The following is a 14,177-nucleotide window of genomic DNA, read 5'->3' as shown; positions in this document are numbered from 1 at the left end:
CCCTTCTTTTTACTTATTTAATAATTTCACCAGATTTTTTAGCAACACGAACTCTTTTGCCATCTTCTACTTTAGAACCTACGCGAGTCGGCTCGCCAGTTTTTGGGTCGATTAACATAACGTTCGAAACGTGAATTGCAGCCTCTTGGCTCACAATTCCGCCTTGCTGATTAGCTTGGTTTGGCTTCATATGTTTTTTGACGATGTTTACACCTTCAACTAACACGCGGTCTTTCTTAGGAAAAGCAGAAAGGATAACACCTGTTTTCCCTTTGTCTTTACCTGAGATTACCTTAACTTTGTCGCCTTTTTTAACATGCATTCTGTCGCACCTCCTTGATTGGCACTTTCATGTAAATTAAAGAACTTCTGGAGCTAAAGATACGATTTTCATAAAGTTGCTATCGCGTAATTCACGAGCAACTGGTCCGAAAATACGAGTTCCACGCGGTCCTTTATCATCTTTGATAATAACGCATGCGTTCTCATCAAATTTGATATAAGTTCCGTCTTTACGGCGCACGCCGCTTTTAGTGCGAACGATTACAGCTTTAACGACGTCACCTTTCTTGACAACGCCACCTGGTGTTGCTTTCTTAACTGTACATACGACGATATCGCCGATATTAGCAGTTTTACGACCAGTACCACCAAGTACTTTAATTGTTAAAACTTCACGTGCACCTGAGTTGTCAGCAACTTTCATACGAGTTTCTTGTTGGATCACTTAGGTAACCTCCCTTCGGAATTATTGAGTTCCGAATTTTATTATTAGATAATAACCGCTTTTTCTACAACTTCTACTAGACGGAAACGTTTTGTAGCTGATAGCGGACGAGTTTCCATGATGCGAACGATATCGCCGATTTGCGCTTCGTTTTGCTCATCATGTGCCTTAAATTTCTTAGAATATTTAACACGTTTACCGTATAATTTATGTTTTTTATGCGTTTCAACTAAAACAGTGATTGTTTTATCCATTTTGTCAGAAACTACACGGCCAGTGTATACTTTGCGTTGATTACGCTCAGTCATGCCTGAAAACCTCCTTTATCAGTTGTTTGCACTGATTTCTCTTTCGCGAACCACAGTTTTCATACGCGCAATCGCTTTACGTACTTCACGAATGCGAGCTGTGTTTTCTAATTGACCAGTCGCCAATTGGAAGCGAAGGTTGAAAAGCTCTTCTTTCAGTGATTTTACCTTTTGTTCTATTTCTGCAGTAGTAAGTTCACGGATGTCATTAGCTTTCATTAGATTCACCACCAATTTCTTGACGTTTAACTATTTTACATTTAATAGGAAGCTTATGTGATGCTAAGCGTAACGCTTCACGAGCGATCTCTTCAGATACACCAGCAATTTCAAACATAATTTTTCCTGGTTTAACAACAGCTACCCAACCTTCAGGAGCACCTTTACCGGAACCCATACGAACCTCTAGAGGCTTTTTCGTGTAAGGTTTATGTGGGAATATTTTAATCCATACTTTACCGCCACGTTTCATGTAACGTGTCATTGCAATACGAGCTGATTCGATTTGACGGCTTGTGATCCAGCTAGCTTCTGTAGCTTGTAGACCAAATTCACCAAATGCTATTTCTTTCCCGCCTTTAGCTTCACCACGCATCTTTCCACGGTGTTCACGACGGTATTTAACGCGTTTAGGCATTAACATATTATTTGCCTCCTTCCTCAGAGTTCTTCTTCACTGGAAGGACTTCACCACGATAAATCCATACTTTAACGCCTAGCTTACCATAAGTTGTGTCAGCTTCAGCATGTGCATAATCAATGTCAGCACGTAATGTATGAAGTGGTACAGTACCTTCACTATAGTGTTCAGCACGAGCAATGTCAGCGCCGCCAAGACGTCCAGATACTTGAGTTTTAATACCTTTAGCGCCTGCACGCATTGTGCGTTGAATTGCTTGTTTTTGAGCACGACGGAAAGATACGCGGCCTTCTAATTGGCGTGCGATACTTTCTGCTACTAATTTAGCATCTAAGTCTGCTCTTTTAATTTCTACGATGTTGATGTGTACACGCTTGCCAGTAGTATCGTTCAAGTGTTTACGAAGTGCTTCAACTTCTGTACCACCTTTACCAATTACCATACCTGGTTTCGCAGTGTGAATTGTAATGTTTACACGTTTCGCTGCACGTTCAATTTCTACTGTAGAAACTGAAGCGTCTTTTAAACGAGTTTCAATGTGCTTACGAATTTTTAAGTCTTCGTGAAGTAGAGTTGCATAGTCTTTACCAGCGTACCATTTTGACTCCCAGTCACGAATAATACCTACTCGTAATCCTATTGGATGTACTTTTTGACCCACGGATTATCCCTCCTTCTTCTCAGATACCACTACTGTAATGTGGCTAGTACGTTTGTTTATAGCACTTGCACGCCCCATTGCACGTGGACGGAATCGTTTTAATGTTGGACCTTCATCAACAAAGACTTCGGAAACAACAAGATTGTTAATATCTAAATCATAATTGTGCTCAGCGTTTGCAATAGCAGATTTTAATACTTTCTCAACAACAGGTGATGCTGCTTTAGGAGTTAGTTGTAAAATTGCAACTGCTTCACCGACTTGCTTACCTCTGATTAAATCTACGACTAATCTTACTTTACGAGGAGCAATGCGCACTGTTTTAGCAATAGCTTTTGCTTGTGACATTTGAATGACCTCCTCTCAAATTAGCGTCTTGTTTTCTTATCATCTGCACCATGACTTTTATAAGCGCGTGTTGGTGCAAACTCGCCTAGTTTATGACCTACCATATCTTCAGTCACGTATACAGGAACATGTTTGCGTCCGTCATATACCGCGATAGTTAATCCGATAAAAGTAGGGAAAATAGTAGAACGGCGAGACCAAGTCTTAATCACTTGTTTTTTCTCAGAGTCCTTTTGAGCATCGACCTTTTTTAATAAATGATCGTCTGCAAAAGGTCCTTTTTTCAAGCTACGACCCATGCTGGAACCTCCCTCCGTGATTGCACCACGGTTCGTTCTTTGAACCGTAGTAAAACCACTTTATTTTTTACGACGACGAATGATAAGTTTGTCGGATTTGTTTTTCTTACTACGAGTTTTGTATCCAAGAGTTGGTTTACCCCATGGAGACATAGGTGACTTACGACCGATTGGCGTACGTCCTTCACCACCACCGTGTGGGTGATCGTTAGGGTTCATTACAGATCCACGTACAGTTGGGCGTTTACCTAACCAACGATTACGACCAGCTTTACCAATGTTTACAAGTTCGTGTTGTTCATTTCCTACTTCGCCAACAGTTGCGCGGCAAACACCTAGGATTAAACGAACTTCACCAGATTGTAAACGTACGATTACGTATTTACCTTCTTTACCAAGTAATTGAGCAGATGTACCAGCAGAACGTACTAACTGACCACCTTTACCAGGTTTCATTTCGATGTTATGGATAGTAGTACCCATTGGGATGTTTTGTAATGGAAGTGCGTTTCCAACTTTAATATCAGCTTCTGGACCTGACACGATTGTCATTCCAACTTCTAAGCCTTTAGGAGCTAGGATATAACGTTTTTCCCCATCAGCATAATTGATCAATGCGATATTCGCAGAGCGGTTTGGATCATATTCAATAGTAGCAACACGTCCTGGTATACCATCTTTGTTTCGTTTGAAATCAATGATACGGTATTGACGTTTGTGTCCACCACCATGATGACGAACAGTAATTTTACCTTGATTGTTACGGCCGCCTTTACGTTTCACAGGAGCAAGTAATGATTTCTCAGGCTTGTCAGTTGTGATTTCAGCGTAATCTAATGAAGTCATATTACGACGTCCGTTTGTCGTTGGTTTATACTTTCTAATCGCCATTTTATTCCCTCCTTCTTGAGTATTAATTCCTTATTGTAAGGATTAGATTTCGAATAACTCGATTTCTTTACTGTCAGTAGTCAATGTAACAATCGCTTTACGACGTTTGTTTGTATATCCACCGAATTTACCTACACGTTTGAATTTACCTTTGTAGTTCATGATGTTTACTTTTTCAACATCTACTCCAAAGATTTCTTCAACTGCATATTTAACTTGTGTTTTATTAGCGCGAGTGTCCACTTCAAAAGTGTACTTCTTATCTGCCATAACTTCAGAAGAACGCTCGGTAATGACCGGACGTTTAATAATATCACGTGCTTCCATTATCCAAGCACCTCCTCTACTTTTTCTACTGCAGCTTTAGTCATCACTAATTTATCGTGACCAACTAAATCTAATACATTAATGCCTGTTGCAGACACAACTGTGATTCCAGGGATGTTACGAGCAGCTAGTGCAACGTTCTCATCTAAATCAGCAGTTACAAATAATGCTTTTTTATTGATTGAAAGTCCAGTTAATACTTTCACGAAATCTTTTGTTTTTGGTGCATCAAAAGCTAATCCTTCAAGTACTACGATGCTTTCTTCATGAACTTTAGATGAAAGAGCTGAAAGAAGAGCTAAGCGACGTACTTTCTTTGGTAACTTATAGCTGTAGCTACGTGGAGTCGGACCAAATACAATACCACCACCACGCCATTGTGGAGAGCGAATTGAACCTTGACGAGCACGACCAGTTCCTTTTTGTTTCCAAGGTTTACGGCCACCACCAGCTACTTCAGAACGGTTTTTCACTTTGTGATTACCTTGACGAAGTGATGCGCGTTGAGCAATGATAGCTTCAAATAAAACAGATTCGTTTGGCTCAATTCCGAAAACTTTGTCGTTTAACTCGATTTCGCCAACAGAAGCTCCTGTTTGATTGAATAAAGATACTTTTGCCATTCCTGTTTCCTCCTTTCTTCAGAGATTATTTCGATTTAATAGCAGTTTTTACAACTACTAATGATTTACGAGAACCAGGAACATTACCTTTAATAAGTAGTAAGTTACGTTCAGCATCCACTCTTACGATTTCTAAGTTTTGGATTGTAACTACGTGCCCACCCATTTGACCAGGTAATTTCTTTTGTTTAAATACGCGGTTCGGAGCAACTGGCCCCATTGAACCCGGACGACGGTGATAACGAGATCCATGGGCCATTGGTCCACGAGATTGTCCGTGGCGTTTAATAACACCTTGGAAACCTTTACCTTTAGTAACACCTGTTACATCAATTACATCGCCTTCTGCGAAACTTTCAACGTTGACTTCTTGACCAACTTCGTAATTAGCTGTATCCAAGCCGCGGAATTCGCGGATGAAGCGCTTAGGAGCAGTGCTTGCTTTAGCTACGTGCCCTTTTGCTGGTTTGTTAGAAAGCTTTTCACGCTTATCTTCAAAACCTAACTGAATTGCTTCGTAACCGTCTGTTTCAACTGTTTTCTTTTGAAGCACTACGTTTGGAGAAGCTTCAACTACAGTTACAGGGATTAAGTCACCGTTCTCAGCAAATACTTGCGTCATACCGATTTTTCTACCTAAGATTCCTTTGGTCATCCGTCACACCTCCTATAATAATTTGTTATTTTTTATTTTTACCATTAAAGTTTGATTTCAATATCAACGCCAGATGGTAAGTCAAGCTTCATTAACGCATCAACAGTTTGTGGTGTTGGGTTAACGATATCGATAAGACGTTTATGCGTACGCATTTCGAATTGCTCACGAGAATCTTTATACTTATGAACAGCACGAAGAATCGTATAAACAGATCTTTCAGTCGGAAGTGGAATCGGACCCGATACACTTGCACCTGAACGTTTAGCAGTTTCCACAATTTTCTCAGCAGATTGATCAAGGATTCTATGATCATACGCTTTCAAACGAATACGAATTTTTTGTTTTGCCATTATTTTCCCTCCTTTTCGCCTATTTTCTAGACATTCTCCACGAAAATTTTCCGTACACTCGCCATGGCAAAGCGGCCGGGTGTGTCGGTAACCTCTCGCTTCATCGCAGTCAAAGACCAACATTCAACATTATATACAATAAAAAAAGTTTTCGCAAGTGTTTTTATGAAATTCTTTTTAAATGTTGATATATTATATCTCTTAACTAATGAACAAGCTTCTTTAAGCCGTTTATCAGTAAACAAAACTTTCGTTATTATTTCAAATGAAAAGCTAAATTAAGTTGTTAGCCTTACTTCTATATAAGAAAAGCGCAAGCGTCCTATAAGAACACTGGGGTCTCCACTCAGTTGTTTTCCGAAGCGTCCGCTCGCTTTCCGCGGGCGAAGTATCGAGCCTCCTCGTCGCTCTGCTCCTGTGGGGTCTCGATTACTCCGCTTTCCCGCAGGAGTCGAGCGGACGCTTCTCCAAATAACTAATATATGCGCGAACGCTTGGTACACCAATTACATGTTAACCTTAGGAAAAAAATTATGGGCAACATTCTTGCCGTTCCCCTTATCCTTATAGACATATTCGCAAGATAGAGAATACCAATTGCAAAGTCAGCAACGAGAATCGCAAAATAGCTTTTATCTTGGAGTGTGCAAACTAATGCTTTAGTTCTATAGAATTCCATCACTATCTCTTTACTACTCTTAAGGAGATAGCGCGGCGGTATGAGACTCCTGCGGGATCAGCGAGACAGACGAGACCCCGCACGAAGCGTTTAATAGGAAGGAAGGCTTAAGACGCCTCATCCTGAGGCAACGCCTTCATGACCAACATCGTGTTGGCCCGAGGCTCGTCGCTCGCCCCGCGGAAAGCGAATACCAGAGCGCTAAATCCGGGAAGACATTATCTATATGGGAGATCCTTCATAAGAGAGTCACTATTTGAAAGCATTCAAGTCGTTGTGAATACTAGATTCCTAGTATACCAATTTCATATAATTTCTTGTCTTTTAAAAAAGACGCTCAATTAAATGAGCGTCCATTCTTTTCCTAACTATAGTACATATGTAACCGCGATCCATCCAAAGAGAATTAACGGTATGTTGTAACAAATAAATGTAGGTACGCATGTATCCCAAATATGATTATGTTGTCCATCTGCGTTTAACCCAGCAGTTGGACCGAGAGTTGAATCCGATGCCGGTGAACCAGCATCTCCAAGTGCACCAGCTGTTCCAATTAACGCAATGATTGCTAATGGGCTTAAGCCAAGTTCCAACGCCAGTGGAACGAAAATAGCGGCAATGATTGGAATAGTTGCAAAGGATGATCCAATTCCAAGAGTTACAAATAAGCCTACGAATAACATAATTAAAACCGCTAAACTCACATTTCCTTTTAATAAACTTGCTGAAGCATTTACTAGATTCTCTACATCTCCAGTTGCGTTAATAACTGCAGCAAAACCATTTGCAGTAATCATGACAAATCCTACAAAAGCCATCATACGCATTCCCTCTGTTAATAGTTGGTCTGCTTCTCGCCATTTTAAGGCACCTGTTACATACAGAACTGTAATACCCGCAAGAGCTCCTGCAATCATTGTATCCGTTTCTATTTGAACAAATAGCGCAGCGATTAAGGCAAGCACTGTAAATATTACACTGCTTGTTTTTACATTAACTTCAGCAACATCTACTTCCGATCTGACTTGATTATATTTACGAGGTTTTCTAAATAATATAAAAGCCATCATTAAACCAAATACCATTCCTAAAGCCGGTATAGCCATCGCCTTTGGTATATCTGATAATTTTACTTCAAGGCCCGATAATCCTATTTGTGTAGCTAAAATTTGCTGATAGATTGCTCCAAACCCATATTGAAGAAACATATACGGAGTAATTAAGCCAAACGCTATAATACAAGCTATCAAACGTCGATCCACTTGTAACATATTTAATATTTTTAGAATTGGCGGCACTAACAAAGGTATAAAGGCGATATGGATTGGAATTAGATTTTGGGAAAAAACAGCCATCAGTAACAGCAGTAAGAAAACTAATACTTTCGCTAACCCCTTGTTTTGGGAATCGTCTCCTCTTTTCACGAGCTTTAGAATAGCAACGACTAATAAATCAGGTATTCCTGTTCTTGAAATCGCAATTGCAAAGCCTCCTAATAGCCCATAACTTAATGCTATTGTCGCTCCTGCACCTAACCCCCCTGTAAATGCATCTATCGTCTCTGCAATCGATAAGCCGGCCGTCAGACCACCTACAAGAGCACCTATAATCAATGAGAATACAACGTTTATACGTAATAAACTCAATACTAACATTATAACAACTGCCACAATAACAGCATTCATAAAAACATCTCACTTTCACACACTAGATTACTAACGTAAGAAAGTTTAATAGTTTTTTGCCAATCTGTCAATATAAAAAGCCCCTTTGCTTAAACAAAAAGGGCTTAGTTAAATATATCTGCAAAATCTTCTATAGTGATTGGCTTACTATTTTTCTATAATATCCAACAGCTAAGAATGCAAATATTGAATATAGAATAACGTAAATACTCATAGTGATTAACAATGGCGCAGTCAGTTCCGTTCCAAATAACATCCAGCCTGATTTTACAGCAAAATAACTATGTGCTAAACCAATAATTAATGGTACTCCGAAGTTAAAAAGTTGCTTTATATAGATGCCTTTCATTAACTCGTTCGTTGTAAAACCTATTTTTCGAAGAACTGTATATGAAGTCCTCTCCTCGTCAGCTTCGCTCATTTGTTTAAAATATAAAATACTTCCTGTTGTTATTAAGAAGGCTAAACCAAGGAATCCTGTAACAAATATAACTAATCCCATCATTTCTAATGTAGATAATCTATATGCCTCTTGGGAATCTAAGTTCACTAGTCTTCTTTCACCATTATCATTTATCCCTTCAAAATGACCAGCATTAGTTGCTTCTTCATATATTAATTGAACTTCTTTTAGTTGCGAGCGATCTTCTAAATCAATCCCCACTTGTTTATTCCAAAAAGTCTTTTGTTTTATCATACTATCTGCTGAAAGCTTATTAAATAGTTCGTCAGTAACTACAATGGCCATGCCACCGCCAGTAAGATAGTATACAAGTAAAGAGTCTGCTGTAATTTCCTTTATTTTAAGTACTACTTCTCCATTGGAGGTTGCTAGTTGCACCGGCTTATTTTTTTCTAGTTTCACTATTTCTGACATCATATTACTATAACCAGTCACATAGCCTTCTCCTTCTTCTAATGAAAGCTCAGGCATCATCTTTTGCGTATCACTCAGCTTCACAATTGGAAGGGGGCCATTTGTCATCATACTAATTCCAGCAGGTATATCGTTAGTAAATAAATCATTGATGTTAACATCTACATCCAATAAATCAATATTTGTTTGCGAATAACTAATTTCCTGCTTATTTAATTCATTTAAAAATGCTTGTCCCTGGTCATTCATCAAAATAAAGTCAAACGGAACATTCTGCTTTGCCATTGAACCTGCAGAATAATAGGAGATATACGACAAACAAAGAATACCAAGCGCGGTGGCAGATATTACTGTAATAATGGTAAGAGACATGGCATTTGACTTCATACGATGCATAATTGGCGATAGGGACAGCACATCTTTAATAGACAAATGTCCTCTTTTTTGTTTTCTTATTAAATTCATTATGAAAGAAACAGAAAATCGAAACACAAAATACGTTCCACCAATTGTTGTCCCTAAAATAGCTAGCATTTTGTACAAAAGCATACTGGCATTATTTGTATCTAATTCAAACAACGTCGTTGATAAATAATATCCATAGCCAATCATTACTAATCCAATGAACCCGAGAAGCATTTGAAATCCACTAAATTTTTTTACTCTAGTGTCTGCTATTGCTGTTGCATTAAATAGCGTTAGTAATGAAACTCGTCGAATGCTTACCATTGTTTGAATTAATACAATGACAAGTAATGCCAGAAATACTACTAACGTCATTTGCAGTGCCTCAATTGAAAAGATTAGGTCAACTAAAACCTCTTTTTCTAAAATACGAAGTAAAATCATCGCGAAAACGCGAGATGTTAAAAATCCTAGGACTACTCCTACACTAATCGCACCAAACCATAAAATCGTATTTTCAAGTGCTAACAGTCTTGTAACAAGACCTTTTGACATACCTATCAGCTGATATAACCCAATCTCCTTGCTTCTTCTTTTCATGAAAAGATGATTTGCATATAAAACAAAAAACACCACAACAAACAACAATAAATATGAAGCTGCTTTTAAACCTGCAGTTATTTTCACACCCTGCGAAACCTCTATAACACTTGGGTTATATTGTAGAGTAACAAAAGAGAAGTAAAGTGTTACACTAAAAATTAGTGCAAAAAAGTATAAATAATAATGTTTAATGTTTTTCTTCATACTACGGAAAACTAGGTGACTAAGCGTCATAACCATCACCACCAAGTACACCTTGTATGTTCATTATCTCATGGAAAAATTGTGTACGATCTTTCTCTCCTTTATACAACTCTGTATACAGTTGACCATCTTTTAAAAACAACACACGTGAACAAAAACTTGCTGCTACAGCATCATGTGTCACCATCATAATAGTCACTTTTTTATGATAATTAATTTTCTCTAAATTGCTTAGAAGGGCAGTAGCGGCTTTTGAATCTAGCGCTCCTGTTGGCTCATCTGCAAAAACAATAGAAGGATTACTAATCAATGCTCGTGCCGCCGACGTTCTTTGCTTTTGTCCTCCTGAAATTTCATTTGGATATTTATTTGTGATATCTTCAATTCCCAAGGTTATTGTCAATTCCTTGAATCGCTCTTCTGCTTCTTTTCTTGGGACTTTACTAATAGAAAGCGGTAATAGTATATTTTCTTTTACCGTTAAAGTGTCCAGTAAATTATAATCTTGAAAAATGAACCCTAGTTGCTCTCTACGAAAATTTGATAACTCTCGTTCTTTCATCTTACTTAAACTATTTCCACTTATTTCAATAATACCTTCTGTTACTTTGTCTATAGAGGCAAGTACGTTTAATAATGTAGTTTTTCCTGATCCCGATGGTCCCATTATTCCTACGAACTCTCCTTCTTGCACTTCCATATTGATTCCTTTTAGTACTTCTTGCGCTGTTGACTTTTTACCATATACTTTTTTTATTTTACGACCGCTTAAAATAATCATGTATCTTCCTCCTACATATTATTAACTTCATTGTACGGCTTTTTAGTCTGTTAATCGTTTGATTTACATGACAAAAAAATAAAGTAGATGACGATTTTGTCACCTACCAGCTATTTTCGTCATTTCATTTTTTAAGGGAAATCTAAGTGAAAAAATAGAACCACTATTAATATTAGAATCTACCGCAATTTCAATTCCTAGTTTTTCTGCAGCATTCCTAGCTAAATATAGGCCCATACCAGTAGAGGCGGTCGTTCCTCTCCCTGTTTTTCCAGTAAAGGACTTATCAAATATACGCGGCAAGTCAGCTAGTGTGATCCCATTTCCATAGTCTTGTATATAAAGTAAAGTATGATCTGAATTATCTTTTCGTGTATAAATATTAATTTCACTGCCTTTATCACTATACTTCACTGCATTCGTTAAAATCTGACGAATAATGAATGATAACCACTTTTGATCTGTTAACACTTCTTCATCTGAAAGCTCAATCTCGAAACCAATTCCATTTTGCATACACCACGCCTGTAACTCCTTTATTTCCGAATGAATGACTTTTTGTATGCCAATCGATTCGATGATATAATCTTTTTCTAGAGAAGGCAACCTTGTATGGTGGAGCTGCTGATCTAATAGTAAGTAAATTCTTAACCACTCAATTTCAAGCCTTTTTCTCATCTCGGAATCATTTATTGTACCAATCATGAGCTGCATACTCGTTAGTGGTGTCTTAACTTCATGAATCCATGATAATGTGTGATCGTTTTCTTCTAGATGCTCTACCTTAATTTGATTCATTTTCTCATCAGCTACTAGTATCAGTTCATCAATAACAGTTGTTATCTTTTTCTCAAAACTAGATTGTCCTTCTGGGAAAGCAGTACGTAAACTATCTAGTGTAATTTCATTATACAAATTTTCTTCTAACGCCTTTACATACGTTGTTTCTTTCCTATATCTCCAAACAAAAAATATTAAAAAGGCTAAAATGTTTATAACATTAATGTAGATGATAGATACATTTAGAAAAGCAATATCTAAAGTTAATATAATATTCATCCAAATCTGTACACTTAAGAAAAATAGTAGCCACGCTTTTCTTTCTTTGATATATGCTAAGAACAAATGATTCTACTCCTTTGTAATCGCCATATAACCCAATCCCTTTTTGGTGACAATTAAATTATTTAAGCCTATCTCTTCTAATTTTAACCGAAGTCTATTTACATTTACGGATAATGTATTATCATTTACAAATCGTTCATCGTCCCAAAGTTTTCTCATTAATTCATCACGAGAAACGATAGTATTTACAGATTGGATGAGAATTCGCAATATAAAAAGCTCATTTTTTGTCAGCTCATTTGTTTTTTCCAAGAAGGTTATTTCACCTTTAGCAAAATCAATTACCGCACCATTCCAGTTACTAATATCCAAATTCTCGCTATGATAATCATATGATCGACGCAGTATTGCTTGAACTTTTGCAATCAATACATCTAAATGAAACGGTTTTTGAACAAAATCATCTGCACCCATTTGCATTGCCATAATCATATCCATAGGATGATCTCGTGAAGACAAGAAAATAATAGGGACTCTTGAGAGATGGCGAATCTCTCTACACCAATGAAAACCATCAAATGCAGGTAATTGTATATCTATAATAACTAATTGTGGTTTCTCCTCTATAAATGTAGCTATTATGTTTTGAAAGTCTACTGGTCTGATTACATCGAATGACCATTGAACAAACCTCTCTTGTAACATATCAAAAATTGATTGATCGTCTTCGATCAGTAAAATTTTCGCATTCATTAGGCTCACCTCTCACCACTAGTTTACACTAATTTCACGCAAAAAAAATCCATCTCGTCGTCACGAGATGGATTTTAACTTGTAATTTATAAATTATTTAGTAATTGTAGCTACTACACCAGCGCCTACAGTACGTCCACCCTCACGGATAGAGAATTTAGTACCTTCTTCAAGAGCGATTGGAGAGATTAGAGAAACAGTCATTTCGATGTTGTCTCCAGGCATAACCATTTCTACGCCTTCTGGTAAGTTACAAACACCTGTTACGTCAGTTGTACGGAAGTAGAACTGAGGACGGTAGTTTGAGAAGAATGGAGTATGACGTCCACCCTCTTCTTTTGAAAGAACATAAACTTCTGCTTTAAAATCTGTGTGTGGAGTGATTGTGCCTGGTTTAGCCAATACTTGTCCACGTTGGATTTCTTCACGAGATACTCCACGAAGAAGAGCACCAATGTTGTCACCAGCTTCTGCATAATCAAGAAGTTTACGGAACATTTCAACACCTGTAACAGTAGTTGATTTTGGTTCTTCAACGATACCGATGATGTCTACAACATCTCCGATTTTAACTTGTCCACGTTCAACGCGTCCAGTAGCAACCGTACCACGACCAGTGATTGAGAATACATCCTCAACTGGCATCATGAATGGTTTGTCAGTTTGACGTTCTGGAGTTGGGATATAGCTATCTACAGCGTCCATTAATTCAACAACTTTTTCTTCCCATTCTGGCTCTCCTTCAAGAGCTTTAAGAGCAGAACCTTTAATTACTGGAATATCGTCGCCTGGGAAATTGTATTCAGTAAGAAGGTCACGAATTTCCATTTCAACTAATTCAAGAAGTTCTTCGTCATCAACCATATCACATTTGTTCATGAATACAACTAGGTATGGAACACCTACTTGACGAGAAAGAAGGATATGTTCACGAGTTTGTGGCATTGGACCATCAGCAGCAGATACTACTAAGATACCGCCGTCCATTTGTGCTGCACCAGTGATCATGTTTTTAACATAGTCAGCATGTCCAGGGCAGTCTACGTGAGCGTAGTGACGAGTTTCAGTTTCATACTCAACGTGTGAAGTATTGATTGTGATACCGCGTTCTTTTTCTTCAGGTGCGTTGTCGATGTCAGCATATGATTTAGCTACCCCACCCATTTTTTTAGAAAGAACTGTTGCGATAGCAGCAGTTAAAGTTGTTTTACCATGGTCAACGTGTCCGATTGTACCAATGTTAGCATGTGTTTTTGAACGGTCAAATTTTTCTTTAGCCATTAGAGATTGCCT

Annotated in this window: 19 protein-coding genes; all 19 read right to left on the bottom strand. The window is 37.9% G+C overall.

The genetic code is table 11. The features are described 5' to 3' along the window. Positions 1–13 precede the first annotated feature (13 nt). The 19 genes from rplX to tuf all read right to left on the bottom strand — a co-directional run bounded on the left by rplX (position 14) and on the right by tuf (position 14,165). Complete coding sequence (gene rplX / locus ACTSKG_RS13360) at positions 14–322, bottom strand: 50S ribosomal protein L24 (RefSeq protein WP_464755070.1); 309 nt, start codon at positions 320–322, stop codon at positions 14–16. Positions 323–358: 36 nt separating this feature from the next. Beyond that, entirely contained in the window at positions 359–727 is a 369-nt protein-coding gene (rplN, locus tag ACTSKG_RS13355; RefSeq protein WP_053591327.1) for a 50S ribosomal protein L14, read from the bottom strand. A gap of 44 nt (positions 728–771) precedes the next feature. After that, the gene (gene rpsQ / locus ACTSKG_RS13350) at positions 772–1,035 is read right to left on the bottom strand and encodes a 30S ribosomal protein S17 (protein ID WP_142643411.1); all 264 of its coding nucleotides are present in this window, start codon (positions 1,033–1,035) and stop codon (positions 772–774) included. Between the two features lie 18 nt (positions 1,036–1,053). Next, positions 1,054–1,254 carry a 50S ribosomal protein L29 gene (gene rpmC / locus ACTSKG_RS13345; RefSeq protein WP_090567840.1) on the bottom strand — a complete coding sequence of 67 codons (201 nt, stop codon included), beginning with the start codon at positions 1,252–1,254 and terminating at the stop codon, positions 1,054–1,056. After that, positions 1,244–1,678: a 50S ribosomal protein L16 gene (gene rplP, locus ACTSKG_RS13340; RefSeq protein WP_387584602.1), complete on the bottom strand. Its 435-nt coding sequence runs from the start codon at positions 1,676–1,678 to the stop codon at positions 1,244–1,246. Before rplP ends, rpmC begins: the two co-directional genes overlap by 11 nt. Position 1,679: 1 nt before the next feature. Continuing rightward, on the bottom strand, positions 1,680–2,336 hold the full coding sequence (gene rpsC / locus ACTSKG_RS13335) for a 30S ribosomal protein S3 (RefSeq protein ID WP_387584600.1): 657 nt from the start codon (positions 2,334–2,336) through the stop codon (positions 1,680–1,682). Positions 2,337–2,339: 3 nt separating this feature from the next. Continuing rightward, positions 2,340–2,684 (bottom strand): 50S ribosomal protein L22, encoded by a 345-nt coding sequence (rplV, locus tag ACTSKG_RS13330; protein WP_144540983.1) that lies wholly within the window; start codon positions 2,682–2,684, stop codon positions 2,340–2,342. 20 nt (positions 2,685–2,704) lie between these two features. Next, positions 2,705–2,983, bottom strand: coding sequence for a 30S ribosomal protein S19 (gene rpsS, locus ACTSKG_RS13325; protein ID WP_090567829.1), 279 nt, complete (start codon positions 2,981–2,983; stop codon positions 2,705–2,707). A gap of 60 nt (positions 2,984–3,043) precedes the next feature. Beyond that, on the bottom strand, positions 3,044–3,874 hold the full coding sequence (gene rplB, locus ACTSKG_RS13320; protein WP_464755069.1) for a 50S ribosomal protein L2: 831 nt from the start codon (positions 3,872–3,874) through the stop codon (positions 3,044–3,046). A 42-nt stretch (positions 3,875–3,916) separates the two neighbouring features. Beyond that, positions 3,917–4,201 carry a 50S ribosomal protein L23 gene (gene rplW / locus ACTSKG_RS13315; protein WP_144540980.1) on the bottom strand — a complete coding sequence of 95 codons (285 nt, stop codon included), beginning with the start codon at positions 4,199–4,201 and terminating at the stop codon, positions 3,917–3,919. Next, entirely contained in the window at positions 4,201–4,824 is a 624-nt protein-coding gene (gene rplD / locus ACTSKG_RS13310) for a 50S ribosomal protein L4 (RefSeq protein ID WP_387584596.1), read from the bottom strand. The genes rplW and rplD overlap by 1 nt, the downstream gene beginning before the upstream one ends. Before the next feature lie 25 nt (positions 4,825–4,849). Beyond that, positions 4,850–5,479: a 50S ribosomal protein L3 gene (rplC, locus tag ACTSKG_RS13305; protein ID WP_464755068.1), complete on the bottom strand. Its 630-nt coding sequence runs from the start codon at positions 5,477–5,479 to the stop codon at positions 4,850–4,852. Between the two features lie 44 nt (positions 5,480–5,523). After that, positions 5,524–5,832: a 30S ribosomal protein S10 gene (gene rpsJ / locus ACTSKG_RS13300; protein ID WP_042478628.1), complete on the bottom strand. Its 309-nt coding sequence runs from the start codon at positions 5,830–5,832 to the stop codon at positions 5,524–5,526. A gap of 1,047 nt (positions 5,833–6,879) precedes the next feature. Further along, the gene (locus tag ACTSKG_RS13295; RefSeq protein WP_464755067.1) at positions 6,880–8,196 is read right to left on the bottom strand and encodes a Na+/H+ antiporter family protein; all 1,317 of its coding nucleotides are present in this window, start codon (positions 8,194–8,196) and stop codon (positions 6,880–6,882) included. A 130-nt stretch (positions 8,197–8,326) separates the two neighbouring features. After that, the gene (locus ACTSKG_RS13290; RefSeq protein ID WP_464755066.1) at positions 8,327–10,315 is read right to left on the bottom strand and encodes an FtsX-like permease family protein; all 1,989 of its coding nucleotides are present in this window, start codon (positions 10,313–10,315) and stop codon (positions 8,327–8,329) included. Beyond that, entirely contained in the window at positions 10,305–11,066 is a 762-nt protein-coding gene (locus tag ACTSKG_RS13285; RefSeq protein WP_464755065.1) for an ABC transporter ATP-binding protein, read from the bottom strand. The genes ACTSKG_RS13290 and ACTSKG_RS13285 overlap by 11 nt, the downstream gene beginning before the upstream one ends. Positions 11,067–11,165: 99 nt before the next feature. After that, positions 11,166–12,191, bottom strand: coding sequence for a sensor histidine kinase (locus ACTSKG_RS13280; RefSeq protein WP_464755064.1), 1,026 nt, complete (start codon positions 12,189–12,191; stop codon positions 11,166–11,168). 6 nt (positions 12,192–12,197) lie between these two features. After that, a complete protein-coding gene (locus ACTSKG_RS13275) occupies positions 12,198–12,884 on the bottom strand; it encodes a response regulator (protein WP_464755063.1) in 687 nt (228 codons plus the stop codon). 93 nt (positions 12,885–12,977) lie between these two features. Then, positions 12,978–14,165: an elongation factor Tu gene (gene tuf / locus ACTSKG_RS13270; protein WP_464755062.1), complete on the bottom strand. Its 1,188-nt coding sequence runs from the start codon at positions 14,163–14,165 to the stop codon at positions 12,978–12,980. Positions 14,166–14,177: the final 12 nt, after the last annotated feature.

The sequence above is a fragment of the Psychrobacillus syltrankelensis genome, assembly GCF_055454035.1.
This window is presented reverse-complemented; position numbering and strand designations above follow the sequence as displayed.